This is a genomic window from Mesorhizobium sp. B2-4-6 (assembly GCF_006442775.1).
In the GTDB taxonomy this organism is placed as follows: domain Bacteria; phylum Pseudomonadota; class Alphaproteobacteria; order Rhizobiales; family Rhizobiaceae; genus Mesorhizobium.
Window position 1 is genome coordinate 166,239 of sequence record NZ_VFVI01000007.1, and the last position, 24,098, is coordinate 190,336.

At 64.5% G+C, this 24,098-nt stretch carries 21 protein-coding genes and 1 tRNA gene; 8 read left to right on the top strand and 14 right to left on the bottom strand.

Features of this window, described 5'->3' with window-relative positions; genetic code table 11:
- Window positions 1–99: 99 nt before the first annotated feature.
- Window positions 100–173: transfer RNA gene (locus FJ957_RS18985), tRNA-Gly, on the bottom strand.
- Between the two features lie 136 nt (window positions 174–309).
- On the opposite strand from FJ957_RS18985, the gene FJ957_RS18990 reads away from it, so the two are divergent.
- Complete coding sequence (locus tag FJ957_RS18990) at window positions 310–579, top strand: DUF6460 domain-containing protein (RefSeq protein WP_246674098.1); 270 nt, start codon at window positions 310–312, stop codon at window positions 577–579.
- Window positions 580–591: 12 nt separating this feature from the next.
- Here the strand turns inward: FJ957_RS18990 and FJ957_RS18995 are convergent, their stop codons facing one another.
- A complete protein-coding gene (locus FJ957_RS18995) occupies window positions 592–1,494 on the bottom strand; it encodes a histone deacetylase (RefSeq protein WP_140833963.1) in 903 nt (300 codons plus the stop codon).
- Window positions 1,495–1,674: 180 nt separating this feature from the next.
- Between FJ957_RS18995 and FJ957_RS19000 the strand changes: the two genes are divergently transcribed.
- Entirely contained in the window at window positions 1,675–3,006 is a 1,332-nt protein-coding gene (locus FJ957_RS19000) for an MATE family efflux transporter (protein ID WP_140833966.1), read from the top strand.
- Between the two features lie 37 nt (window positions 3,007–3,043).
- Here the strand turns inward: FJ957_RS19000 and FJ957_RS19005 are convergent, their stop codons facing one another.
- The 3 genes from FJ957_RS19005 to FJ957_RS19015 are packed head-to-tail and all read right to left on the bottom strand — an operon-like array spanning window position 3,044 to window position 5,452.
- On the bottom strand, window positions 3,044–4,006 hold the full coding sequence (locus FJ957_RS19005) for a cysteine synthase family protein (protein ID WP_140833968.1): 963 nt from the start codon (window positions 4,004–4,006) through the stop codon (window positions 3,044–3,046).
- Window positions 4,007–4,034: 28 nt separating this feature from the next.
- Complete coding sequence (locus FJ957_RS19010; RefSeq protein WP_140833970.1) at window positions 4,035–5,108, bottom strand: quinone-dependent dihydroorotate dehydrogenase; 1,074 nt, start codon at window positions 5,106–5,108, stop codon at window positions 4,035–4,037.
- Window positions 5,105–5,452, bottom strand: a complete 348-nt coding sequence (locus FJ957_RS19015) for a DUF952 domain-containing protein (RefSeq protein WP_140833972.1) — start codon at window positions 5,450–5,452, stop codon at window positions 5,105–5,107. Before FJ957_RS19015 ends, FJ957_RS19010 begins: the two co-directional genes overlap by 4 nt.
- A 111-nt stretch (window positions 5,453–5,563) precedes the next feature.
- Here FJ957_RS19015 and FJ957_RS19020 point away from each other — a divergent pair, with 111 nt between their 5' ends.
- Window positions 5,564–5,998, top strand: coding sequence for a hypothetical protein (locus FJ957_RS19020; RefSeq protein ID WP_140647389.1), 435 nt, complete (start codon window positions 5,564–5,566; stop codon window positions 5,996–5,998).
- A gap of 137 nt (window positions 5,999–6,135) precedes the next feature.
- Window positions 6,136–6,795 carry a response regulator transcription factor gene (locus FJ957_RS19025; RefSeq protein ID WP_140834236.1) on the top strand — a complete coding sequence of 220 codons (660 nt, stop codon included), beginning with the start codon at window positions 6,136–6,138 and terminating at the stop codon, window positions 6,793–6,795.
- Here the strand turns inward: FJ957_RS19025 and FJ957_RS19030 are convergent, their stop codons facing one another.
- On the bottom strand, window positions 6,796–10,281 hold the full coding sequence (locus tag FJ957_RS19030) for a PAS-domain containing protein (RefSeq protein ID WP_140833974.1): 3,486 nt from the start codon (window positions 10,279–10,281) through the stop codon (window positions 6,796–6,798).
- Window positions 10,282–10,522: 241 nt separating this feature from the next.
- Between FJ957_RS19030 and mscL the strand changes: the two genes are divergently transcribed.
- Both mscL and FJ957_RS19040 read left to right on the top strand, forming a co-directional pair.
- Entirely contained in the window at window positions 10,523–10,945 is a 423-nt protein-coding gene (gene mscL / locus FJ957_RS19035) for a large conductance mechanosensitive channel protein MscL (RefSeq protein ID WP_140833977.1), read from the top strand.
- Window positions 10,946–11,055: 110 nt separating this feature from the next.
- Window positions 11,056–12,222, top strand: coding sequence for a pyridoxal phosphate-dependent aminotransferase (locus FJ957_RS19040; RefSeq protein WP_140833979.1), 1,167 nt, complete (start codon window positions 11,056–11,058; stop codon window positions 12,220–12,222).
- 331 nt (window positions 12,223–12,553) lie between these two features.
- Here the strand turns inward: FJ957_RS19040 and hemA are convergent, their stop codons facing one another.
- The gene (gene hemA / locus FJ957_RS19045) at window positions 12,554–13,831 is read right to left on the bottom strand and encodes a 5-aminolevulinate synthase (protein ID WP_140833982.1); all 1,278 of its coding nucleotides are present in this window, start codon (window positions 13,829–13,831) and stop codon (window positions 12,554–12,556) included.
- A 330-nt stretch (window positions 13,832–14,161) separates the two neighbouring features.
- Between hemA and galE the strand changes: the two genes are divergently transcribed.
- Together galE and FJ957_RS19055 are read left to right on the top strand one after the other, a co-directional pair.
- Window positions 14,162–15,157: a UDP-glucose 4-epimerase GalE gene (galE, locus tag FJ957_RS19050; RefSeq protein ID WP_140833984.1), complete on the top strand. Its 996-nt coding sequence runs from the start codon at window positions 14,162–14,164 to the stop codon at window positions 15,155–15,157.
- Window positions 15,158–15,339: 182 nt separating this feature from the next.
- Complete coding sequence (locus tag FJ957_RS19055) at window positions 15,340–16,596, top strand: D-amino acid dehydrogenase (RefSeq protein ID WP_140833986.1); 1,257 nt, start codon at window positions 15,340–15,342, stop codon at window positions 16,594–16,596.
- A gap of 224 nt (window positions 16,597–16,820) precedes the next feature.
- Here the strand turns inward: FJ957_RS19055 and FJ957_RS19065 are convergent, their stop codons facing one another.
- The 7 genes from FJ957_RS19065 to FJ957_RS19095 form a co-directional block, all read right to left on the bottom strand.
- The gene (locus FJ957_RS19065; protein WP_140833989.1) at window positions 16,821–18,179 is read right to left on the bottom strand and encodes an FGGY-family carbohydrate kinase; all 1,359 of its coding nucleotides are present in this window, start codon (window positions 18,177–18,179) and stop codon (window positions 16,821–16,823) included.
- Window positions 18,176–18,490, bottom strand: coding sequence for an L-rhamnose mutarotase (rhaM, locus tag FJ957_RS19070; RefSeq protein ID WP_181180614.1), 315 nt, complete (start codon window positions 18,488–18,490; stop codon window positions 18,176–18,178). The genes FJ957_RS19065 and rhaM overlap by 4 nt, the downstream gene beginning before the upstream one ends.
- Entirely contained in the window at window positions 18,490–19,491 is a 1,002-nt protein-coding gene (locus tag FJ957_RS19075; protein ID WP_140833994.1) for an ABC transporter permease, read from the bottom strand. Before FJ957_RS19075 ends, rhaM begins: the two co-directional genes overlap by 1 nt.
- The gene (locus tag FJ957_RS19080) at window positions 19,488–20,465 is read right to left on the bottom strand and encodes an ABC transporter permease (RefSeq protein ID WP_140833998.1); all 978 of its coding nucleotides are present in this window, start codon (window positions 20,463–20,465) and stop codon (window positions 19,488–19,490) included. Before FJ957_RS19080 ends, FJ957_RS19075 begins: the two co-directional genes overlap by 4 nt.
- Entirely contained in the window at window positions 20,462–21,997 is a 1,536-nt protein-coding gene (locus FJ957_RS19085) for a sugar ABC transporter ATP-binding protein (protein WP_181180627.1), read from the bottom strand. The genes FJ957_RS19080 and FJ957_RS19085 overlap by 4 nt, the downstream gene beginning before the upstream one ends.
- Window positions 21,998–22,103: 106 nt before the next feature.
- The gene (gene rhaS / locus FJ957_RS19090) at window positions 22,104–23,099 is read right to left on the bottom strand and encodes a rhamnose ABC transporter substrate-binding protein (RefSeq protein ID WP_140647400.1); all 996 of its coding nucleotides are present in this window, start codon (window positions 23,097–23,099) and stop codon (window positions 22,104–22,106) included.
- 55 nt (window positions 23,100–23,154) lie between these two features.
- Complete coding sequence (locus tag FJ957_RS19095) at window positions 23,155–23,964, bottom strand: DeoR/GlpR family DNA-binding transcription regulator (RefSeq protein WP_140834006.1); 810 nt, start codon at window positions 23,962–23,964, stop codon at window positions 23,155–23,157.
- Window positions 23,965–24,098 lie beyond the last annotated feature (134 nt).

Consider the following 24,098-nt stretch of genomic DNA (forward strand, 5'->3'; position numbering starts at 1 on the left):
CCCGTGCAATTGCGCCCCGCGATCCCCGGCAGTCGACCCGAATCGGTCGCGTAATTTGGCCCCTTGGTGAGGTCTGACTCGAACCCTTGCAGCGCAAGCTGGAGCGGGTAGCGGGAATCGAACCCGCGCGTTCAGCTTGGGAAGCTGACAAGCTACCATTACATCATACCCGCGCGAGCCCTCGTTACCATGATGGCGGGGCCTCAAGCAATCGGCAAAGCGGAGCCGGCGGCGGTACTGCTTGATGGTGGCCTGTCGAGTGCGTATCTCTGATGTCGCGCCGCCGAATCGGGCGGCTCGAACCGGAGAATGGCCTTGTCCGCAATGACGCGCTTTCTTGGCGACACGCCGCTCAGGGTGTTCCTGAAGCTGCTGGTAGTCTCCTTCCTCGTCGGTCTCGTCATGCATGCCTTCGGCTGGTCGCCGATGGACGTCTTCTATGGCATCCGCCAATTCTTCGTCGATCTGTGGAATCTCGGCTTCCACGCCATCGACCGCTTCCTGGGCTATATCCTGCTCGGCGCGGCGATCGTGGTGCCCGTGTTCATCCTGCTCAGGATCGCCAGCTACAGGAAATAGCTCGGCGCAGCATCACGCATATCGGGAGGCGACCTCGAACAGGATGGCGTGCCGTGCGGCAAGCGCCGGCACGTCGGTCGAGTAGCCGCCGCCGATGACGCCGCAAAACGGCACGCCCTGTTTACGGAAATGGCCGATGACCATGTCTTCGCGAGCGCTGAGGCCATCGTCGCTCAGTGCCAGCCGGCCGAGCCTGTCCTCGGCATGGACATCCACGCCGGCATTGTAGAAGACGAGGTCCCAGCGCCTTTGCCCGGATAGATCCGGCAGGATGGCGGCGAGCCGCTCGAGATAAGCGCCGTCGCTGGTGCCGTCCGGCAAGGCGACGTCGAGGTCCGAGGCGATCTTGCGCACCGGGTAATTGCGCTCGCCATGCATGGAAAAGGTGAAGGCGCGAGGCTCGTCCTTCAGGATGTCGGCGGTGCCGTCGCCCTGATGCACGTCGAGGTCGACCACCAGCGCATTTTCGACGGCGCCTTCGGCCAGCAGCGCCAGCGAGGCGACGGCGACATCGTTGAAGGTGCAGAAGCCGGCGCCTTGCGCGCGCCTGGCATGATGGCTGCCGCCGGCCGCGTTGCAGGCGATGCCGTGTCTCAGCGCCAGCCTGGCGGCCAGCACCGTGCCCGCGGTGGCAAGCTGCGCCCTCAGCGACACGCGCGGACCGACCGGAAAGCCGATCTCGCGCTCTATTGCCTCCGGCACCTGGCAGGCGATTACCTGGTCGACATACTCGGCCGCGTGCGCGAGCTTCAGCCGTGCGGCGGGCGCCGGTTCCGGCATCGAGAGCGCGCCCGGTGCGGCCAGCCCGCGCATATGCAAGGCTTCCATCAAAAGCGGATATTTGCTCATCGGAAAGCGGTGGTTGACGGCGAAGCCGGCGTCATAGTCGGGGTGATGGACGATCTGCAGCGGCATGGATCGGGAGGCCTGCGCCAGCTCTGGGCAATTCCAGGAAAAAAGTGAAACGGTTTTCCGTCCGGAATTGCGTAAGGCCAGCGGAAAATTCGGTTGGCAGTTCGGCGGATGGTGGTTGCGTGGCGCCGGCAAACTGAGGCACATCGGGTTCACGATCAAGCCGCAATCAGCCAGGCAGCAATGGACGCAACCCAAGCCAGCGCCAGATCCTTCGCGGTCACCAACCGCTCGGTGCTGGCGATCGCCGTGCCGATGACGCTTGCCTATCTGACGACGCCTCTGCTCGGCATCGTCGACACGGCGGTGGTCGGCCAGTTCGGCGACGCGGCCTTGCTTGGCGGCCTGGCGGCGGGATCGCTGGTCTTCGACGTCGTCTTCACCACGTTCAATTTCCTGCGCTCCGGCACCACCGGCCTCGTCGCCCAGGCGTTCGGGCGCGGCGATTCGCTGGAGGAACAGGCGGTGCTGTGGCGCGCCGTGCTGATCGCGGTCGTCGCGGGCGTCATACTTGCCGCCCTTTCGCCGCTCTTTGCCGTCGGCGGCCAATGGTTCATGGGCGCCGAGCCGCGCGTCAGCGCGGCGATGTCGGTCTATATTCGCATCAGGCTGCTGGCAGCGCCTTTCTCGCTCATCAACTACGCCATACTCGGCTACGTGCTGGGGCGCGGCGAAGGCGGGCTCGGGCTGATGCTGCAGGCGGTGCTCAACGGCATCAACATCGCGCTCTGCTTCCTGCTTGGCCTCGAGCTTGGCTGGGGCGTCGCCGGCGTCGCCTGGGCGACCGTCACCGGCGAGTTCCTGGCCATGCTGCTTGGCCTTGCCATCGTGCTCAACCGTTTCCGCAAGCTGGAGCGGCCGTCACGCCGCCGCATCCTCGACCTCCCGGCCTACCGGCGCATGCTGTCGCTCAACCGCGACATCATGATCCGCTCCTTCTCGCTGCTTGCCGCCTTCGCGCTGTTCACCAGGCAGGGCGCGCAATTCGGCACAGTGACGCTCGCCGCCAACGCTGTGCTGATGAACTTCTTCCTCATCGCCGGCTATTTCCTCGACGGTTTCGCCACCGCCGCGGAGCAGCTGGCCGGTCGCGCCATCGGCGCGCATGCGCCGGCCCCGTTCCGGCAGGCCGTCCGGCTGACGCTGATCTGGGGCTTTTGTCTCGCCGGCATCGCCACGCTCATCCTGTTGACCGCCGGCACCAGTCTGGTGGCACTGGTGACGACGTCTCCAGAAGTCCGCGCGGTCGCCGACACCTATCTGCCCTGGGCGGCCTTCACGGCGCTGAGCGGCGTGCTGGCCTTCCAGATGGACGGCGTCTTCATCGGCGCTACCTGGTCACGCGACATGCGCAACATGATGCTCTTGTCGTTCCTCGTCTTCAGCGCCGCGCTCATCACCCTGGCCCCGGCCTTCGGCAACAACGGCCTATGGGCATCGCTGCATGTCTTCCTGCTGGTGCGGGGAGTGAGTTTGCTTGCGGTGCTCAGGCTCAGGGTACGCACGGCATTTTAGTGCCGATTGTTTCAGCCGGGCTAAGTGCCGGCGTTTCTCAGCTCCAGAGATCGGTCGAGAGGTACTTCAGGCCGGAGTCGCAAATCACGACAGCGATCGTCTTGCCTGATTGATCGCCGCGCAGGAGACGCAGCGCGGCGGCCACATTCGCACCCGAGGAGAAGCCGCCGAAGATACCTTCGCTGCGCGCGAGCAGGCGCGTGGCCTCGCGTGCTTCATCGCCGGAAATCTGAAGATAACCGTCGACGGGCGCGTTGTTCAGGAATGCCAGGTCCGGCATGGCGTAACCGCCGCCTTGAATGGGATGTTCGGGCTGGGTGACCGTCTCTCCCGCGGCGGCCGCGGCGCCCTCGGGCTCGACGATGAAGCACTTGATCAGAGGATCGCGTTCCTTCAGTGCCCTTGCCACCCCGGCATATGTGCCGCCCGAGCCGATGAAGTCGACGAATGCATCGACGGCGCCATGGCTGGCGTCCCAGATTTCCGGTCCGGTTCCGTGATAATGCGCAAGCCAGTTCCCGTCGCGATGGAACTGGTCGGCGCGGTACGCGCCACGTTCCGCCGCAACCGCTTTGGCGGCCTGCTCGACGAGCGCCAGGTCGCCACCCGAGACCTGCCCCGGCACTGACCCCGGCAGCTGGTCCACGAGGATGACTTCCGCGCCGAGCGCCGTCATCATGCGTGCACGCTCTTCGGAATTGCCCTTCGACATCACCGCGACGAAGGGGTAGCCCCTGACGGCGCAAATGATGGCGAGCCCCGTGCCCATGTTTCCGGAGGTAAGCTCGACCACCGTTTGACCCGGCTTGATGGCGCCGGATCCCTCGGCCTCCTCGATTATTCCAAGTGCCGCACGGTCCTTCTTGGAAAAGCCTGGATTGAGATATTCCAGCTTGGCGAGGATTGCGCCGTCGACGCCCGCCTGCGCCGTCAGCCTGTCGAGCCGGACCAACGGCGTTCCACCGATCGAGTCCACGACGGAGTCCAGAATTTCGGCCATCGTTTGCCCTCCTGATTGGTGGGAACTCTCAGAGTTGTTCGGACCATCTTGCGCAGCCGGTGTCGCGCAGCTCTCCGATGGATTTGAGGTGCTCCCTCTCCGCAAAGCGCGCCATGCCGGCAACGATGCGCCCCGGCAGCGCCGGACCGGCATAGATCATGCCAGTGTACAGCTGGACGAGGTCGGCGCCGGCGCGGATCTTTTCCAATGCGGCCTCGGTGGAATCGACGCCGCCGACACCGATAATGGCCATGTCGGGTCCGAGCAGCTTTCGCATGCGGGCCAGCACAGCGGTGGAACGCCCGAACAGCGGCTTGCCCGAAAGGCCGCCGGCTTCACCGGCCGCGGTCGCGCTCCGCAACCCGGTCCGCGCCAGCGTCGTGTTGGAGACGATGACGCCGTCGATTTTCTTCTCGGCGACCTCGGCGGCGATGTCTTCGAGTTCCGCCTCGACGAGATCCGGCGCGATCTTGAGGAAAACCGGCGGCTGCGCCGACGCGGCCGCACGCGCGGCCATCACCCGCGACAGCAGTTCCCCGAGTTGCTCGCGCGCCTGCATGTTGCGCAGGCCTGGCGTGTTGGGCGAGGAGATGTTGACCGTCAGATAGGAGGCATGTTGCGCGAAGCGGGCGACGCCGCGCTCGTAGTCGGCGATGCGGTCGGCGCTGTCCTTGTTGGCGCCGATGTTGACGCCGACGATACCTGGACGGCCCTTGCGCGCGGCAAGCCGTTTTTCGGCCGCCGCATGGCCTTCATTGTTGAAGCCCAGCCGGTTGATCACCGCTTCGTCCGCCGTCAGCCGGAAGATGCGCGGCTTCGGGTTGCCGGGTTGCGGCAGCGGCGTGACGGTGCCGACCTCGGCGAAGCCGAAGCCAAGCCCCAGCAGCGCATCCGGCACTTCGGCGTTCTTGTCGTAGCCGGCGGCCATGCCGAGCGGATTGGGGAAGTCAAGGCCGCAGAGGCTCAGCTTGAGCCGCGCGTCGCGCGGCGTCGTCGCCCCAACCGGAAGCCCGCAGCGCAGCGCCGCGATCGACAGGCCGTGCGCGGTTTCCGGATCGAAGGAGAAAAGCAGTTTCTGGCCGATCCGGTCGAGCACGCTCATTCGCCCTCCAGCGCCGGGAATTCGTGGCCGCCGGCGCCGTGCGGCAGCGGTTTCACCCAGAGAACGGCATCAAGTGCGAGCGCGGCGTAGAGATGCGGGAACAAGGCACCGCCGCGCGACACCTCGTATTTCAGCGCATCCCCCAGTTTGGCCCCGTCGATGGCGATCAGCAGCAGGTCCGTCTGTCCGGCGAAATGCTTGGCCGCCGTCTCGCGCAGCTGACCGGCGGTGGAGAAATGGATGAAGCCGTCGGCGATGTCGATCGGCGCGCCGGTGAAGCGCCCGTTTCTCTCGGCTTCGCGCCAAAGCGCCTCGGGCGCGATCTTGTAGATAATCTGAGACATTGTCGCGCTATAGTCCGAACCGAAGGTAGGGGGAAGGCTCGAGCTCGACTCTTCCCCATTTCCGGCGCAAACCTGTGATATGCCGCCTTCACTGGCTCATGGAGGAACAACATGCGTCTGCAGCACATCCTGATCCCCGCGGCGCTTTGCTCGCTGGTTGCCGCTTCCGCCTATTCCGAGGAGACCGACCACTACCGCTTGGAGAAGTCCGCCGACGGTTATGTCCGCATGGACACCCGAACCGGCGCCATGTCGATCTGCGAGGAGCGCTCCGGCCAGCTCGTCTGCAAGATGGCCGCCGACGAGCGCGCCGCCTACCAGGACGAGATCGACCGGCTGGACAATTCGGTCAAGGCGCTCGACGCGCGCGTCGCCAAGCTCGAGAATTCGCTCTCCGCCCGGCTGGAATCCAACCTGCCCAGTCAGGAGGATTTCAACAAGTCGCTGGGCTACATGGAGCAGTTCTTCCGGACCTTCAAGGACATCGTCAAGGACATGGACAAGGACGATGGTGACGGCGGCACCAAGCTGAATCAGAAGACCTGAACCGGGGGCGCGGCCGAGCCGTCCTGGGGAAAACCCCGCATGCGGCCTTTGCCGCTTGAAAACGCGCCGCGTCGCCGCATAATCATTCCGGTCCCCGCAAGAAGCACACAACGATGATGGGATCGGGGGAGGAATATTTGCCGTCGGGCCACACTTTCGTCATTGCCGACGACCATCCGCTTTTTCGCGGCGCGCTGAAGGAGGCGCTGGCCGGCATCGGCGACGTTGCCGCCATCCATGAGGCTGGGGATTTCGAAAGCGCCAAGGCGCTGGTGGTTGCCAACGAGGATGTCGACATGGTGCTGCTCGACCTGTCGATGCCGGGCGCCAGCGGCCTGTCCGGCCTGATCTCCCTGCGCGGCATCCATCCGGCGGTGCCGCTGGTGGTGGTATCGGCGCATGACGATCCCGTCACCATCCGCCGCGCGCTCGATCTCGGCGCATCCGGCTTCATATCCAAATCGGCGAGCATGGAAGAGATACACGCCGCCGTGCAGGCGGTGCTCGCCGGCGATATCGCGGCACCCACGGGCATCGAGCTCGGCGTCGAGCGCGATCCCGAAATCTCCGACCTGATCAAGCGGCTGCAGGCGCTGACGCCGCAGCAGACGCGGGTGCTCGGCATGCTGGCGGAGGGCCTGCTCAACAAGCAGATCGCCTATGAGCTCGGCGTTTCCGAAGCCACCATCAAGGCGCATGTCTCGGCCATCCTGCAGAAGCTCGGCGTCGATAGCCGAACCCAGGCGGTCATCCAGCTGTCGAAGATCGGCGGCGACCCGCTGCAGCCGGTCGGCTGATCATTCCGCCGCCGGCGCCAGCGGCCTGACACGCGCCATCATCGAGCGCAGCACCGCCGGCTTCAGCGGCTTGTTGATGACCGGAATGTCGAGCCGGTCGGCAGCCGAGCGCACCTCGCTGGAGCGGTCGGCGGTGACCAGCACGCAGGCAAGGTCCCGTCCGTAGGCGGCGCGCAGTGCGGCGATCGCATCGAGCCCGGTGCCGCCGTCGAGATGATAGTCGGCAAGCACCAAGTCCGGCTTCGGCGCGCCGGGGTTCAGCAGATCGCCTAATCCCGAAGCCGTCTCGACATGGCATCCCCAGCCTTCGAGCAGCAGCCGCATGCCGTCGAGGATGCGCGCGTCATTGTCGATGCACAGCACATTGAGCCCGGCAAGCGTCGAGGCGGAGCGGGCCGGCGCTTTGCCGGCCTCGCGCGGCGGCGCGGCGACCGCCGCGACAGGCAGGATGACGGAAAAGCGCGTGCCCCTGCCGGGGTTGGAATAGATGCGGATCTCGAGCCTCAACACCCTGGCGATACGGTCGACGATGGAGAGCCCCAGGCCAAGGCCTTCGGCCTCGCGCACGCCCTCGTCGAGGCGCGTGAACTCGTGGAAGACCGTGTTGAGCTTGTCGCCGGCAATGCCGATGCCGGTGTCGATCACCTGGATCTCGGCCAGTTCGCCGCGTCGCCGCACTCCAACCAGGATGCGGCCCTGGCGCGTGTATTTGATGGCGTTGGAGACGAGGTTCTGGATCAGCCGGCGCAGCAGGTTGCGGTCGGTCATGACGCCGAGCGAGGATGGGATGATCGTGAGTTCGAGCTTCTTTTCAGCGGCAAGCGGGCGGAAATCGTTGCCGATCTGGCCGAGCAGTCCGCCGAGGTTGAAGGCGGCGTTCTCGGGCTTCATGGCGCCGGCGTCGAGCCGGGAGATGTCGAGCACGGCGCCGAGGATGGTCTCGACCGATTCCAGCGAGGATTCGATATTGACCGCGGCCTTGCCGGCCGGTCCCTTGCCCGCCTTCTCGATCAGCGACGAGCAATAGAGCCGGGCGGCGTTGAGCGGCTGCAGGATGTCGTGACCGGCGGCGGCCAGGAAGCGCGTCTTGCCGAGATTGGCTTCCTCGGCCAGCATCTGCGCCTGCGCCAGCTCCTCGTTGACGCGCGTGAGCTCGATGGTGCGGGTCTTGACCCGCTGCTCCAGCGATTCATTGGCCCGCTTCAGCGCCAGGTCTTGCTCGACGCGGCCGGAAATGTCGGCATAGGTGGCGACGATGCCGCCGTCGGGCATCGGGTTGGAGCGCAGCTCTAGGATGCGGCCGCTGGTCTTCAGTTCCATCTGCCACGGGCCGGCGAAACTGGTCAGCCGGTTGAGCGTCGTCACGCGCTGGTCGGCGGGGATATCGCCGCGCTCGGCGAGATGGCGCAGGATCCGGTCGAGCGAGACGCCGACCTGGCCCATCTCGTCCGGCAGGTCGAACAGCAGCCGGTATTGCCTGTTCCAGCAGATCAACCGGAAGTCGCGATCAAAGACGGTGATGCCTTGCTCCATCTGGTCGAGCGCAATCTGAAGCAAGTCGCGATTGTGCTGCAGCGCCTCGGTGGCGTCGTCGAGCAGCTTGAAGGCATCCTTGGAGTCGCGGTCGTTGCGGCGGAAGAGCAGCGACAGGATCAGCCGCGCCGAGGAAGAGCCGACGGCGCTCGCCAGCAATTGCTCCGAGAAGCGGATGACATCCATGCTGGCCTGTTCGGTACCGTGCAGGGAGACTTTCGCGTCCCTTTCGAAGGATTGGAACGAGCGCTCCGTGCGCTCGACGCCGAGATAGCGCGAGATCGTATCTTTCAGGTCGTTGACGGTGACGGCAGTGCGGAAGCGTCTGAGGCTCGGCATCGGGCTGGCCTCGCGCGGCACGAAGATCGCCGCCTGGATGCGCTCCAGCGGCACGGATGCGCGGGACAGGGAGCCGAGGACAAAAAACAGCGCGTTGACAGAGAGGCTCCACAGCACGCCATGGTTCAGCGGCTCGCCGACGGTGCCGAACAGCGCCTGCGGCCTCAGTGCCTCGAAGCCGAACAGGCCGTGGACGACGATGTCGGTAGAGGGACCGACGAGCGAGGGGAGCAGCAGCGTGTAACCCCAGACGGCAATGCCGGCGACCATGCCGAGCGCGGCGCCCCGGCCATTGGCGCGGCGCCAGATCAGGCCGCCGATCAGCGCCGGCGCGAATTGCGCGATCGCGGCAAACGACATCAGTCCGATCGACGACAGCCGCGCGCTGTTGGTGCTCTCGCGATAGTAGAGGAAGGCGATGAACAGCATGATGAAGATCGAGGCGCGGCGCACATTGAGGATGAGCGTCGACCAGTCCTCGTTCTCGGAGGAGCTGGTCTTGAGCACGCGGCGCACGAACAGCGGGATGACGAGATCGTTGGAGATCATGATCGACAGCGCGACGCTCTCGACGATCACCATGGCGGTCGCCGCCGACAGGCCGCCGACGAAGGCGGCCATCGCCAGCAGGTCATGCCCGCTGAGCAGCGGCAGCGACAGCACGTAAAGGTCGCTGCTTGTCCTGGCGCCGACCAGCGACAGCCCGGCAAAGGCGATCGGCAGCACGAAGAGGTTGATCGCCACGAGATAGAGCGGGAACACCCAGGTCGCCGTGCGCAGCTCCGCCTCGCTGCGGTTCTCGACGATGGTGACGTAGAACTGCCGCGGCAACATCAGCACGGCAAAGCCGCTCAGGCCGGTCAGCACCAGCCAGGTGGCCAAAGAGGTGCTGTAGCTCATGGCCTGGCGCACCTGGCCGTTTCCGGCGAGCTTGGCGAACATGTCGCCGGGCCCGCCGAAGATCAGGAACGTCACCATCAGGCCGATGGCTATGAATGCGGCGAGCTTGACCACGGTCTCGACCGCTACCGCGAGCACCAGGCCGTCCTGATGTTCGGTGGCGTCGGCATGGCGGGTGCCGAACAGCACCGCGAACAGCGCCAAAAGCATCGCGACCACGAGCGAGATGTCGCTGACGAACGGATCGAAGGAGGGCGGCGAGCCGGTATAGTGCTCGACCATCAGGCTGACGGAGCCCGAGATCGCCTTCAGCTGCAGCGCGATATAGGGCACCGCGCCGATGGTCGCGATCAGCGTCGCGATCGCCGCGACGGTGAAGCTCTTGCCGTAGCGGGCGCCGAGGAAGTCGGCGATCGAGGTGATCTTCTCGCTTTTTGCCAGCCGGATCATGCGGCTGAGCAGCGGGAAGCCGAACACGAAGACCAGCACCGGGCCTGTATAGATGCCGAGGAATTCGAGGCCGCGCTCGGAGGAAAGGCCGACCGAGCCGAAAAAGGTCCAGGACGTGCAATAGATGGCGAGGCTGAGCGCATAGATGAAAGGCCGTGCCCGGCCCAGGCCGATTGTTGCCGCACGCCGGTCGCCGACGCTGGCGATGGCAAAAAGCAGCGTCACATAGGCGATCGCGATGATGACGACGAACCAGCCTAACACGGTCCGCACTTCCTCCCTGTCCGGTTCCTTGTCCGGTTCCTACAACGCAATCACAGCTCCAACCGTGAGTCCATCGCGGCTTTTGGCGCATATGTGCTTGATGACGCCGCGTAAACACAAACCGGTGCTTTCGCCTTTTTTCCGGTTTTGCGACCGGGGGTTTTTGTTATTGTGGGCCCGGGCCGGCGCCGAAGGACACTGGTGAGGCGGCAGCGCGGCCTGTTACGGCAAGGAGGGACGAATGCTGAAAGAATTCCAGGAATTCATCTCCAAGGGCAATGTCATGGACTTGGCCGTCGGTGTCATCATCGGCGCTGCATTCGGCAAGATCGTCGATTCATTGGTCAACGACATCATCATGCCGATCGTCGGCGCGATCTTCGGCGGGCTGGACTTCAACAATTACTTCTTCGGGCTGTCCTCGAACGTCCATTCGAGCGCGCTGGTCGATGCCAAGAAAGAGGGCGCGGTCTTTGCCTATGGCAGCTTCATCACGGTCGTGCTGAACTTCCTGATCCTTGCCTTTATTATCTTCCTGATGGTCAAGGCCGTGAACAATATGCGCAAGCGTCTGGAGCGCGAAAAGCCCGCCCCTGCCGCTGCCCCGCCGCCGGCCGACGTGCAGCTTCTGACCGAAATCCGCGACCTGCTGGCCAAGAGATAACGCAACGCGCGCACTCTGGACCAAAACCCCGGTCGCCTGCGGCCGGGGCTTTCTGTTTGCGGCTGTCGTAAAAGGGGCTAGCAGTCACGAAAAACCGGACGGATTCTTGCATGACCCTGATCCAGACCTTGCGCACCGAAGCCCGCGCTGCGCCCGAAAGCGGCATCGTCGCCGTCGTTAATCACGGCCGCCTGCGCGAAGGCCTGATCCCGCTCTGGGCCGGTGAGGGCGATCTGCCGACGCCGGCCTTCATCAGCGATGCCGCCGCCAAAGGACTGGCGGACGGCGAGACGTTCTACACTTGGCAGAAGGGCATTCCCGCGCTCAGGCAGGCGCTCGCCCGCTACTACGCGAGGCACTTCGGCAGGACCTTCGCCGAGGAAGAGTTCATCGTCACCGGATCCGGCATGCATGCCATCCAGCTGGCCATCGACGCGATCGCCGGCAGCGGCGACGAGGTGATCTATCTCTCGCCCGCCTGGCCGAATTTCGCCGCGGCCGCCGGCGTGGCGGGCGCCGTGCCGGTGCCGGTCACCCTCGACCAGTCCGGCAATGGCTGGTCCTGCGACGTCGACAAGATCGCCTCCGCGATCACGCCGCGCACGAAGCTGTTGTTCATCAACACGCCGTCCAACCCGACCGGCTGGACCGCCGACAAGGAGACGCTCCAGGCTATCCTCGATCTCGCCCGCCAAAAGGGCCTGTGGATCATTGCCGACGAGATCTATTCGTTGTTCCACTACGGCCATGGCCGCGCGCCGTCTTTCCTTGACGTGGCCACGCTCGACGACCGCATCCTGTTCGTCAACAGTTTCTCCAAGAACTGGGCGATGACCGGCTGGCGCGTCGGCTGGATCAAGACCCATCCCGCCTTGCAGCAGGTGTTCGAAAACCTGATCCAGTACTCGACCTCGGGCGTCGCCCAATTCATGCAGCGCGGCGCGGTCGCAGCCCTTGACGAGGGCGACGGCTTCATCACCGAACAGGTGGAGCGCGCGCGTGCCGCCCGCGATCTCGTCTGCGGCATTCTGGGCGAAACCGGCAAGGCGCGTTTCACCGTGCCGCAGGGCGCCTTTTACCTGTTCTTCAGGGTCGACGGCCTCACCGATGCCCGAAAAGCTGCCTTCGACATCGTCGACAACGCCAATGTCGGCCTGGCGCCCGGCACCGCCTTCGGCTCCGGTGGCGAGGCCTTCCTCCGACTATGCTTCCACCGTCGCCCCGATCAGCTCGAGGAAGCGGCGCATCGCCTGGCGAAATGGATGAAGACGGTGTGAGGTCGTAGTCGGGCGGGAAGTGTTTGTTTGCGAACCCTTTTTCTGCACCGCTTCGTTCTTGGGCAGACGTGACGGCATGGATTCCAGGGTCTGCGCGCGTCGCTTCGCTCCTTGCTTCGCCCTGGAATGACGACGGAAGGACGGCCTCGGACAATCTCCAACGTTTGCGATTGTCGGTTGGCAAAATGGACGTCGTCATCCTAGGGCGAAGCAGTCGCGAAGCGACGTCGCGGAGACCCTAGGATCCATGCCGTGACTTAGGAGCGGCGCAGCGTTGGAGAACGAGAAACAGTGATAAGCGGAGCGCGGCCAGCGCTCCGACAGTTGCAAGTCACCCGCCTGACTTCGGCACCAGGAGCGGAATGATCCGATCGGTCTTGGCGACAGCGGGACGGCCGGAGTTGGCATAGGGAATGCCTAGCGCATCCCAGGTCTCGACCAGCGCGTCCTGCAATTCGGCGATCAGCGCGTCCGAATGGAACGGCGTCGGCGTGATGCGCAGCCGCTCGGTGCCGCGCGGCACGGTCGGATAGTTGATCGGCTGGATGTAGATGCCGTGCACGCCGAGCAGGCGGTCGCTGGCCATCTTGCAAAGCTCGGGGTCGCCGACCAGCACCGGCACGATATGGGTGGCCGATTCCATCACCGGCAAGCCGGCCGCCGCAAGCACCTGCTTGGTGCGCGCCGCCTGGCGCTGCTGCGCGTCCCGCTCGGCCTGCGAGCGTTTGAGGTGGCGGATCGAGGCGGTGGTGGCGGCGGCGATGGCCGGCGGCAGCGCGGTGGTGAAGATGAAGCCAGGCGCATAGGAACGCACGGCGTCGATCACCGCGCTGGTGCCGGTGATGTAGCCGCCCAGCGTGCCGAAGGCCTTGGCCAGCGTGCCCTGGATGATGTCGATGCGGTCGGCCAGGCCTTCGCGCTCGGTGATGCCGCCGCCGCGCGGTCCGTACATGCCGACGGCATGGACCTCATCGATATAGGTCATGGCGTTGTAGCGCTCGGCGAGCTCGACGATCTGCTTGATCGGCGCAATGTCGCCGTCCATCGAATAGACGCTTTCGAAGACGATCAGCTTGGCGCGTTCGCGCCCGGCCGCCTGCAGCAGGCTTTCCAGATGCGTGACGTCGTTGTGGCGGAAGATCTTCTTTTCCGCGCCCGAGCGCCGCACGCCTTCGATCATCGAGGCATGGTTCAGCTCGTCCGAGATGATCAGGCAGTTGGGGAGCAGCCGCGCGATGGTCGAGATCGAGGCCTCGTTGGAGACGAAGCCCGAGGTGAAGACAAGGGCTGCTTCCTTGTCGTGCAGGTCGGCGAGCTCATGCTCCAGCTCGACCAGCGGGTTGGACGTGCCGGAGATGTTGCGGGTGCCACCGGCGCCCGAACCCATCCGGCCGGCCGCGTTCTGGAAGGCGGCGATGACATCTTCGTTCTGGCCCATGCCGAGATAGTCGTTGGAGCACCAAACGGTGATTTCCTGGGCACGGCCGTTGGAACGCCAGATGGCGCGCGGGAACTTGCCGACCATGCGCTCAAGGTCGGCGAAAACGCGGTAGCGACGCTCGGCGTGGAGCTGATCGATCGCATCTTCGAAGAACCGCTGGTAATTCATGTCCACTTCCCAATTTTGCGGCGGATAATAGTCACTGCCCCATGCCGCGTCCACCGGACCCAACCGGTCAAAATGCCACGCCTTTACCCTGTTCCTAACGATGCCGGATCGTGGCCTATTCCCGGCTGTTTGAAGCGGTCTTGTTTCAGTACGATGCCTCGGACGGGAGGAACTGTTACGGAGTTAACATTATAGGGAGGCTAATGCATATCGCCCAAAAGTGGACAGCGGTTTGGCGAACGACATAGGAGTTAACGGGCTTGCGGCGGGGTTTCCAGCACGGTGGCTGTTGAGACAGTTTCCGATAAATCTTGATCAGCGAGGTAGATGATGACGGTTTTGGTGACGGGCGGTGCCGGCTATATCGGCAGCCACATGGTCTGGGAGTTGCTGGACGCCGGCGAGGGCGTCGTGGTGCTCGACCGGCTTTCCACCGGATTCGAATGGGCGGTGGCCCCCGAAGCAAGGCTGGTCGTCGGCGATGTCGCCGATCGTGACCTGGTCGGCCGGATCATCCGCGACAACAAGGTCGATGCCATCATTCACTTCGCCGGTTCGATCGTGGTGCCGGAATCGGTCGCCGACCCGCTCGGTTACTACGAGAACAACACCTGCAAGACCCGCACGCTGATCGAAACCGCGGTGCGCGAAGGCGTGCCGCATTTCATCTTCTCCTCCACCGCCGCCGTCTATGGCGGCGCCGGGCTGGAGCCGGTGCGCGAGGATGCCCGCCTTGCGCCGGAATCGCCCTATGGCCTTTCCAAGTTGATGAGCGAATGGATGCTGCGCGATGCCGCCCTGGCGCACGACATCCGCTACACGGCGCTGCGCTATTTCAACGTCGCCGGCGCCGATCCAAAGGGCCGCACCGGACAGTCGACGCCCGGCGCCACGCATCTGATCAAGGTCGCCTGCGAGACCGCGCTCGGCAAGCGCCCCTTCATGCAGGTCTTCGGCAATGACTATCCGACGCCGGACGGCACCTGCATGCGCGATTACATCCATGTCAGCGATCTCGCCGCCGCGCACCGGCTGGCGCTGCAGCGGCTGCGCGCCGGTGGCGAGAGCCTCGTCGCCAATTGCGGCTACAGCCACGGCTATTCCGTGCTCGAGGTGATAGACAGCGTGCGCCGCGCCTTCGGCCATGACTTCGATGTGCGCATGGGCGACCGCCGTCCGGGCGACGCCGCCGCCGTGGTCGCCAATTCCGAGCTTGCCCGCAAGGAACTCGGCTGGACACCGCAGCGAGACGATCTCGACTTGATCGTCAACGATGCGCTGGCATGGGAACGCATTCTGACGACCAAGAACTCCGTTCGGACCTGAGCAACTCCAGGAAAAGCGTGTAGCGGTTGGATTCGGCGGCTTCGCCGTAGCCTTCCGTCCGGAATTGCGTAATGAAACTGAGCTGTTGGGCCAAGGGCTCGTCCGGCGCGTTTGGACGCGGTATTGAGCCTCATGCAGCGGCGCGCGGAGGCGCGCTGCCCGTTCGATCCTGAGGGGACGGCATGAAGATCTTGGTTCTCGGCGCGGGCGTGGTTGGCACAGCGGCCGCCTATTATCTGGCAAAGGACGGTCACGAGGTGACGGTTATCGAGCGCCACGAGGCGGCGGCGCGCGGCACCAGCCAGTCGAATGCCGGCCTGGTCTCGCCGGGCGACGCAACCGCCTGGGCCTCGCCCGCCGCGTTGAAGACCTTCCTGCGCGCGCTCTGGAACCACGACCTCGGCATCAAGGTCAGGCTGCGCCTCGATCCCTATTTCTATGCCTGGAGCCTGCGTTTCCTGCGCGAATGCACGGTGAAGCGCCTGCGCGCCAATACCGATATCAAGCTCAGGCTGGCACTCCACTCCCGCGCGTGCATCAACGCGCTGTCGGAGGCGACCGGCATCCATTACGACGAACGCAGGAAGGGCATTCTCTACTTCTTCCGATCGCAAAAGAGCCTCGACACCGGCACCGACAATTACCGCTATCTCGGCGAGCACGGCCTGCCGATCGAGATCGTCGGCCGCGAGCGCCTGGTCGAGCTGGAGCCGGGCCTTGCCGGCGTGAAGGAAAAGATCGCCGGCGGCATCTATTCGCCGATCGACCAGACCGGCGATTCCAAGCAGTTCACCGACAGGCTCGCCGCCTATGCCGCCGAGAAGCTCGGCGTCAAATTCCTGTTCGGCACGACCATCCGGGGCCTCGACATCGAGGGCGATCGGGTGCGCGCCGTCGTGACCTCTGCAGGCCCGCTCGTCGGCGACGCCATCGTCATCTCCATGGGGCCGGAAAGCGGCCTGCTCGGTCGCCGCTACGGCATCGACCTGCCGATCTACCCGGTGAAGGGCTACACCGCGACGATTCCCCTCGAAGACGAAAGCAAGGGGCCGACCATGGGCGGCGCCGACGAGGACCGGCTGATCGGCTATTCGAGGCTCGGCAATCGCCTGCGCATGTCCTCGACGGCCGAATTCACCGGCTTCGACCGCAGCTTCAAGCCCGGCGATTTCAGAACCATCCTGGAAACCGGAAAGGACCTTTTCCCGGACGCCTTCGACGAGAAGAAGGCCGTGCTGTGGGCAGGCCTGCGGCCGATGATGCCAAACTCGGTGCCGGTGATCGGCCAGGCGAAATACCGCAACCTCTATCTCGACACCGGCCACGGCCATGTCGGCTGGACCATGGCCTGTGGCTCGGGACAGTTCCTGGCCGACGTCGTCGCCGGCCGCAAGCCGCAGATCGACCCGCGGGGACTGCTTTACGGGGCGGCGCGCTGAGGGATCCTTAATTGCCGAGGTCGGCGCTGCCCCTCATCCGCCTGCCGGCACCTTCTCCCCGTTGAACGGGGAGAAGAGAGCTGGCCGCGATGCCGGCATCCATTTTGCAACGCTGGCGATTGGTGAAACCGTCGACGACACAGCTTTTTTCTCCCCGTCACTATACGGGGAGAAATGCCCGGCAGGGCAATGAGGGGCAGCGCCGACTGTCAGATAGTGGTCGATTACGTCTGAACAGCCAACTGCCACGCCCTTACATAATCGCGCCAGGCGCGCTCGGACGGAGGCTTGGTGCGCTCACCCTTGCCCATGACGGCGGCGCCATCCGACGCCAGCAGCGCGGCGCCGATGCTGGTGCCGGTCGAGGTCCCCGATGCAATGACGGGCCTTCCCGTTGCTGCCGCCAGCATGTGGATGAAAAGCGGATTCTGCGCGAACGGTCCCTCGACGGTTGTCGGCCCGTCGCCGCCAATCAGCTCCAGGCAGGTCACGGTCATCAGCGCCAGATAGAATGAGATGGCGGCGAAGCCCTGGCCGGAGCTCAGGCCGTCGGCGTTACACCATTGCGCGGCGCGATGCGGAAACGGTCCGGAGCCCTGCTGAGTGGACGGCAGCAGCAGAGCTTTCTGCGCCAGCACGGCGGCAACGTCGCCTTCGCTCCATTCCTGTGGCTGGCCGTCGGTCAAAAGCGAGAACTCGCGTCCGCCCATGAAACGCGCCGACGGCACGGCATCGCCGAGCGCATTGACGTTGACCAGCGTATCCCGCGCCGCATCGAGCTCGACCTTCCGGCCGCCTACCGCCATCGATATCACCCATGTGCCGGTCGAGACGACCGAGAAGGGCGGTGCGTCGGACAACAGATGCGGCAGCAGCGAGGCGTTGGAATCGTGCAGTCCGCAGAATATGGGCGTCTGCGGGTCGAGCCCTGTGCGTTGCGCCAGCTCCGGCAGGATCGGGCCAAGCCGATCCTTGGCTGGCCGCACCGGCGCCATCAACCGGCGCCAGCCCATCCTGTCGACCAGCGAGGAATAGTCGGACGTCCAGGGATTCCACAGATCGGTGTGGCAGCCGAGCGAAGTCACCTCGTTGACCGCAACACCGGTCAGCCGCAGCGCCCAATATTGCGGATACATCAGCATCGCGGCGGCCTTGGCGAATTCCGCCGGGAATTGTCTCTGCTGCCAGAAGAATTGCGCGCCGAGATTGAGGCCGATCGGCAACCGCGGCGTACCGGTTTCGGCGAAGGCCGGACGCACGGCGTCGTAGTCGGCCGCGAGCTGTTCCGGGCCGTCGAATTCATAGTCGAGCACCGGCAGCACCAGTTCGCCTGATCGGTCGACCAGCGCGCCGGTCGCGCCATGCGTGGTGGTCGATATCGCATCGATCCGCTGTTCGCGGTTGAGATCGGCCAGGCTGTCGAGGATGAATGTCCACAGCGCCTCGACATCGTGATGCGGGTAGGGCGCCTGCCGCACAGGAGCATTGGCGATACGGCGCAGTGCAATCTCACGCAGCGTCGCGAGATCGACCAGCGCCACCTTGGCGTTGGTCTTGCCTATATCGATGACGGCGACGATCATGCCATATGGAACACGGTTTGCAGCGGCACCGCCACCGGCTCGTTGTCGGTTTTGGTTTCCATGAGGTCGGCCATATGCGCCCACCAGCGCTGCATCACGGGGTGCTTCGGAAGGTCCGCCATGCCGTGGTCGTCACGCCGCCACAGCACCCCGAACAGGATGTTGGTCTCCTCGTCGAGATGGATCGAATAGTCGGAGACGCCGGCCTGCTTCAGCAGATCAACCAGCTCAGGCCAGATCTCGTCATGGCGCCGCTGGTACTCGGCCTTCATGCCGGGATTGAGCTTCATCTTGAAGGCGTATTTCTCCATCAGGCGAAGCGTCCCTCGCGCAGCCGCCGCCAGACGAGGGGCAGTGCGATGACGATGATCAGCAACAGGCCGATGAAGATCGACATGACGATGCCGGGCACGTTGAGCAGTCCGAGGCCGAACGTCACCAGCCCCATGATGAAGGCGGCGAGCACGACACCCAAAATGCTGCCGGCGCCGCCGAGGATCGAGACGCCGCCCAGCACCACCATCGTGATTGCTTCGAGCTCGTAGCCCTGCGCGATAGACGGCCGCGTCGAACCGAGCCGCGAGGTGATCAGCACCGAGGCGATGCCCGACATCAGCCCGGTCAGGCAGAACAGGATGAACTTGATGCGGGTAACGCGCACGCCGGAGAATTGGCAGGCCACCGGGTTGTTGCCGATGGCGAAGACCCGGCGGCCGAAGCTCGTGCGGTGCAGGACGAACCAGTAGATCAGCGCCGCGACCAGGAACAGCGCCAGCTCAAACGAGAAGACCCACCAGACATAGCCCTGGCCGAAGAAGGCGAAGCTTTCCGGATAGCCTTTGTAGGCCTGGTCGCCGAGGATGATGAAGGCGATGCCGCGGAACAGGCTCATCGTGCCGATGGTGACGACGATGGAAGGCAGGCCGAGGCGGGTGACCAGCAACCCATTGAAGGCCCCGCAGCCAAGGCCGATGACGATGCCGATCGCCACCAGCACCGGGGTGCCGGCGCCGGCCTGCACGGCCATGCCCATCATCGTCGAGGATAAAGCCACGATCGCGGCAACCGAGAGATCGATCTCGCCGGAGATGATCAGCAGCGCCATGGCTACAGCGATCAGCCCCTTTTCGGTGAAGTTGAAGGTCAGGTCCGACAGCGACCACGGGTCGAGGAAATAGGGCGAGGCGAAGCTGTTCACCGCGAAGATGGCGACCGCGATGACGACCAGCAGCGCTTCCCAGGAGAAGATCGCCGAGGAAAGCGGCTTGTCGAGCCGGTCGGGGATGTGGCGCGGGGCAGGGGTGTCGGTCATGCCGCTTCCGCCCTTCTGAGGATGATGCGGCCCTGCCGGCGCTCGCCGCGCGCGTTGAGCACCACGGCCAGGATGATGGCGCTGCCCGAGATCGCCATCTGCCAGAAGGGCGAGATGTTGATCACCGGCAGCGCGTTGGAGATGATGCCGAGGAACAGCGCCCCCAGCACCGCGCCGCCGACCGAGCCGATGCCGCCGGCGATCGAGATGCCGCCGATGACGCAGGCGGCGATGATGTTGAGTTCATAGCCGTTGGCGACCTCGACCGAGGCGATCACATAGCGCGAGATCCACAGATAGCCGGCAAGCCCGCCGATCATGCCCGAGATGCAGAAGACGATGAATTTCGTCCGGCCGACATCGATGCCGGCATAGACCGACGCGGTCGGGTTGACGCCGATGGCGTAGATCGAGCGGCCGAGCGCGGTGCGCGTCATCACCAGGAAGAACAGCGCAATCACGACGATCGCGATCCAGGACAGCACCGGCAGGCCGAGGAAGGCAACGCGCTGGAAGTTGATGAAGTCCTGGCTCATCTGGTCGGCATTGACCCAGGCGCCGCCGGAGACGACGAAGGTGGCGCCCCGATAGATGGTGAGCGTGCCCAGCGTCACCACGATCGACGGGATGTTCAGCCGCCACACCAGGAAACCGTTGATGGCGCCGAGCACCAGGCCGACGAGAAGCGCGATGACGATCAGCGCCGGGATCGGGATCGCCGGATGCGCGGCGTTGAGCATGGCCACCACCATGCCGGTGAAGCAGAGGTTGGAGGCCATCGACAGATCGATCGAGCGCGTCAGGATCACCACCATCTGTCCCAGCGCCAGGATCATCAGGATCGAGGTGTCGTTGAACACCTGGCGCAGATTGGCGGGGTTGGCGAAGCCGTGGAAGCGCGTCGAGATCAGGCCGATCAGCACGACGATGCCGGCAAGCAGCCAGATCTCGCGATATTTGAGGAAGCTCTTCATGCCGCGATCCCCGCTGCCGTCCGAACCAGCGTTTCGGCGTCGAGACCCTTGTTGTCGTAGGTCGCCGCGATACGGCCTTCGCGCATGACCACGACACGGTCGGACATGCCGAGGATTTCGGGCAGCTCGGACGACACCATGATCACCGACAGGCCTTGCGCGACCAACTCGGCCATGAAGCCGTGCACGGCGGCCTTGGAGCCGATGTCGATGCCCTTGGTCGGCTCGTCGAGGATGATCACCTTGGGCGCGGTCGCCAGCCATTTGGCGATGACCACTTTCTGCTGGTTGCCGCCGGAAAGGGTGCCGACATCCTGGCTGAGCGAGGAGGCGCGCAGGTCGAGACGCTCGGTGTAGGAGCGGGCGAGTGCGAACTCCTCCGCCAGCCGCAGCACGCCGGATTTCGAGGTGCGCGCCAGCGAAGGCAGCGACACGTTCTGGAAGATCGGCAGGCCGATGACCACGCCCTGCTTGCCGCGTTCTTCGGGCACATAGACGATGCCGGCCTCGATCGAATCCGCAGCCGATTTCGGTGCGATCGTCCGGCCGTCGAGTGAAATCGCGCCCCGGCTCGTGCGGGTGACGCCGGCGATCGCCTGCATCACCTCGCTGCGCCCGGCGCCGACCAGCCCGTAGAAGCCGAGGATCTCGCCCTTGCGCAATTCGAAGCCGATGTCGTCGAACTCGGTCGGATGCGACAGGCCGGAGACGGACAGCACCGGCGCGCCGATCTTCGGCTCGCGCTGTGGAAAGATATGGTCGACGCTGCGCCCGACCATCATGCGCACGATCTCGTTTTGGCTGGTGTCCTTGAGCAGGCCTTCGCCCACCATCTCGCCGTCGCGAAACACCGTGTAGCGATCTGCGATGCGATAGATCTCGTCGAACTTGTGGCTGATGAAGAGCACGGCCTTGCCTTCGCTCTTCAGGAATTCGATCAGCAGGAAAAGCTCCTCGATCTCCTTCATCGAAAGTGCAGCGGTAGGCTCGTCCATGATGACGATGCGCGCATCGATCGACATGGCGCGGGCAACGGCGACAAGGTGCTTGTTGGCGATGCCGAGATCTCTCAGTCGTGCATCGGCGTCGATATGGCCGGCGCGCATCGTCTCCAGCACCTCGCGCGCATTCTTGCGCATCGTGCGCCAGTCGATGGTGCCGAAGCGGGTGCGCGGCGCATGGCCGAGGAAGATGTTTTCGGCGACGGAAAGGTCGTCGAAAAGCACGGTTTCCTGATGGATGGCGGTGATGCCGTGGCCGAAGGCGGCATGCGCGCTGGGCAGCGTCGTGGCCTGGCCGTCGATGCCGATCTCGCCCGAGTCGGGCTGGTAAATGCCGGTCATGATCTTGACCAGCGTCGACTTGCCGGCGCCGTTCTCGCCGATCAGCGCCGTCACCTGTCCAGGATAGAGCGACAGGCTGACATTGTGCAGGGCACGCACGCCCGGGAAGCTTTTCGAGATGCTTGAGAGCGTCAGGCGAGGAGAGGCGCTTTGGGCCGGGCCTGGAGGCTGGGGCCGCTCCGTCTCCATTTTGCGCTGGGCTGTCGTGTCCATATCCGTATCAGGCCCTGAGAGAAGGTCGGTTTGAAGATGCGGCGGGAATTGTCCCGCCGCAGGAGCTTGAAGTCGACCGGGATCAATAGATCTTGGAGAACTTCTCGATGTTGGTCTTGTCGAACTGGAAGGGCGGAGCCATCGCGGCCGAGTTGGTGTCGTCGAGCGTCACCTTGCCGACGCGGCCGATCGACAGCGTAGCGCCGGGCTTGGCCTCTTCCTTCTTCACCGCCAGGTCATGGGCGAGGTAGATCGCCGAGTAGCCGAGATCGATCGGGTTCCACAGCGCGACAGCCTGCGAAGCGCCGTTGTCGATGAACTTCTTGAACTCGGACGGCAGCGCCAGGCCGGTGACGTTGACCTTGCCGATAAGGTTCTCGTCGGTGACGACCTGCGCAGCCGCTACAACACCAACTGTGGTCGGCGCGATGATCGCCTTGAGGTTCGGATAAGACTTCAAGAGGCCCTTGGCTTCATCGGTGCTCTTGGCCGAGTCGTCATCGCCATAGACGGTGGCGACCAGCTTGATCTTCGGGAACTTCTCCGGCAGCACCTTCTTGGCCGCTTCGATCCAGGCATTCTGGTTGGTCGCCGTCGAGGAAGCCGAGAGGATCGCTACGTCGCCGCCTTCCGGCAGGTAGTCGGCTGCGAGCTTGATGATCGTCTCGCCGATCAGGCCGGTGTCGGACGGGTTGAGGTGGAGCTGGCGGCCTTCCTTGGCGACGCCCGAATCCCACGAGATGACGGTGATGCCGCGCTCCATGGCCTTCTTCAGCACAGGCACCAGCGCATCGGCGTCATTGGCCGAAACGGCGATCGCATTGACCTTCTGCGCGATCAGCGAATTGATCACTTCGATCTGCGCTTCGGCCGTCGCCTTGGTCGGGCCGGTGTAGATGACATCGACATCGCCCAGTTCCTTGGCTGCTTCCTCGGCGCCCTTGTTGGCGGCGTCGAAGAAGCCATTGCCGAGCGACTTCACCACCAGCGCGATCTTGACGTTCTCGGCATAGGCGGCATTCACGAACATGGCGGCTGAAAAGGCCGCCGTGACCAGCAGTTTCTTCAAAAAGCTCATCGAATATCCTCCCTTGAGCGTTGCATTCCATCGCCGCTGCGGGCGTGAGTTTCCCTTAGGCCTGCAGTGAAGATTCTTCCTTGTCGCTTGACTGTCTGCGGGCGACGATCAGCGCCACGCCCGCCGTTTCCAGCATCTTGGCCTCGCGGTCCTCGATGCCGTCGTCGGTGATCACGGCCGCGATGCGCGACAGCCCGCACAGGATCAGGCTGGAGCGCATGCGGAATTTCGAGGAATCGACCAGCACCACCAGCTCGTCGGCCTGGTCGATCAGCTTCTGTTCCGCCTGGATCAGCAGCGGATCGCCTTCCATCAGTCCGAGCGGCCCCAGCCCCTGCGCGCCCATGAACATGCGGCGCGCATAGAAGTTGCGCGTCACGTCGTTGTCGAATGGCGACAGGATGATGTTCTGCTCGCGGTAGATCGTGCCGCCGGACAGCATCACCGTGTTCTTCGAGTGCTTGAGCAGATGCTCGGCGATCGGGAAGGAGTTGGTGAAGATCGGCATGCGGCGGCCGGTCAGGAAATGCACCATCTGGAAGGTGGTGGTGCCGCCATTGATGATGATCGGCTCGCCGTCCTTGCACAGGTTCACCGCTTCCCGCGCGATCGCCCGCTTCTGTGTGGCGTTCAGCGTTTCGTTGACCGAGAAGGGCCGGCCGGCAAGGCCGATGAACTGCGGCGGCGAGATCGCCTCGGCGCCGCCGCGCACCCGGCGCAAGCGTTTCTGGACATGCAGGGCCGCGATGTCGCGCCGGATCGTCGCTTCGGAGGAGTCCGTCAGCTCGACCATTTCCTGCACCGTCACCACGGGTTTTTCCTGGACGGCGGACAGAATGATCCTGTGGCGCTCTTTCTCGTGCATGGTTCCTCCCTGCCCAAGCATCAGGCCTTAGAAAACGCGCAGTGTCAATCATTTCCGATCAAATATTTTCTTTGTGCAGTGCAATATGATCGATATTGATCGTTTGTGATTGACAAGCGCGGCGCTTGCGTAGA

Bases quoted from the DNA above. Each gene is read 5' to 3' on its own strand.
- FJ957_RS18990 (WP_246674098.1), top strand. From the start codon at position 310: ATGGCCTTGTCCGCAATGACGCGCTTTCTTGGCGACACGCCGCTCAGG.
- FJ957_RS18995 (WP_140833963.1), bottom strand. From the start codon at position 1,494: ATGCCGCTGCAGATCGTCCATCACCCCGACTATGACGCCGGCTTCGCC.
- FJ957_RS19000 (WP_140833966.1), top strand. From the start codon at position 1,675: ATGGACGCAACCCAAGCCAGCGCCAGATCCTTCGCGGTCACCAACCGC.
- FJ957_RS19005 (WP_140833968.1), bottom strand. From the start codon at position 4,006: ATGGCCGAAATTCTGGACTCCGTCGTGGACTCGATCGGTGGAACGCCG.
- FJ957_RS19010 (WP_140833970.1), bottom strand. From the start codon at position 5,108: ATGAGCGTGCTCGACCGGATCGGCCAGAAACTGCTTTTCTCCTTCGAT.
- FJ957_RS19015 (WP_140833972.1), bottom strand. From the start codon at position 5,452: ATGTCTCAGATTATCTACAAGATCGCGCCCGAGGCGCTTTGGCGCGAA.
- FJ957_RS19020 (WP_140647389.1), top strand. From the start codon at position 5,564: ATGCGTCTGCAGCACATCCTGATCCCCGCGGCGCTTTGCTCGCTGGTT.
- mscL (WP_140833977.1), top strand. From the start codon at position 10,523: ATGCTGAAAGAATTCCAGGAATTCATCTCCAAGGGCAATGTCATGGAC.
- FJ957_RS19040 (WP_140833979.1), top strand. From the start codon at position 11,056: ATGACCCTGATCCAGACCTTGCGCACCGAAGCCCGCGCTGCGCCCGAA.
- hemA (WP_140833982.1), bottom strand. From the start codon at position 13,831: ATGAATTACCAGCGGTTCTTCGAAGATGCGATCGATCAGCTCCACGCC.
- galE (WP_140833984.1), top strand. From the start codon at position 14,162: ATGACGGTTTTGGTGACGGGCGGTGCCGGCTATATCGGCAGCCACATG.
- FJ957_RS19055 (WP_140833986.1), top strand. From the start codon at position 15,340: ATGAAGATCTTGGTTCTCGGCGCGGGCGTGGTTGGCACAGCGGCCGCC.
- FJ957_RS19065 (WP_140833989.1), bottom strand. From the start codon at position 18,179: ATGATCGTCGCCGTCATCGATATAGGCAAGACCAACGCCAAGGTGGCG.
- rhaM (WP_181180614.1), bottom strand. From the start codon at position 18,490: ATGGAGAAATACGCCTTCAAGATGAAGCTCAATCCCGGCATGAAGGCC.
- FJ957_RS19075 (WP_140833994.1), bottom strand. From the start codon at position 19,491: ATGACCGACACCCCTGCCCCGCGCCACATCCCCGACCGGCTCGACAAG.
- FJ957_RS19080 (WP_140833998.1), bottom strand. From the start codon at position 20,465: ATGAAGAGCTTCCTCAAATATCGCGAGATCTGGCTGCTTGCCGGCATC.
- FJ957_RS19085 (WP_181180627.1), bottom strand. From the start codon at position 21,997: ATGGAGACGGAGCGGCCCCAGCCTCCAGGCCCGGCCCAAAGCGCCTCT.
- rhaS (WP_140647400.1), bottom strand. From the start codon at position 23,099: ATGAGCTTTTTGAAGAAACTGCTGGTCACGGCGGCCTTTTCAGCCGCC.
- FJ957_RS19095 (WP_140834006.1), bottom strand. From the start codon at position 23,964: ATGCACGAGAAAGAGCGCCACAGGATCATTCTGTCCGCCGTCCAGGAA.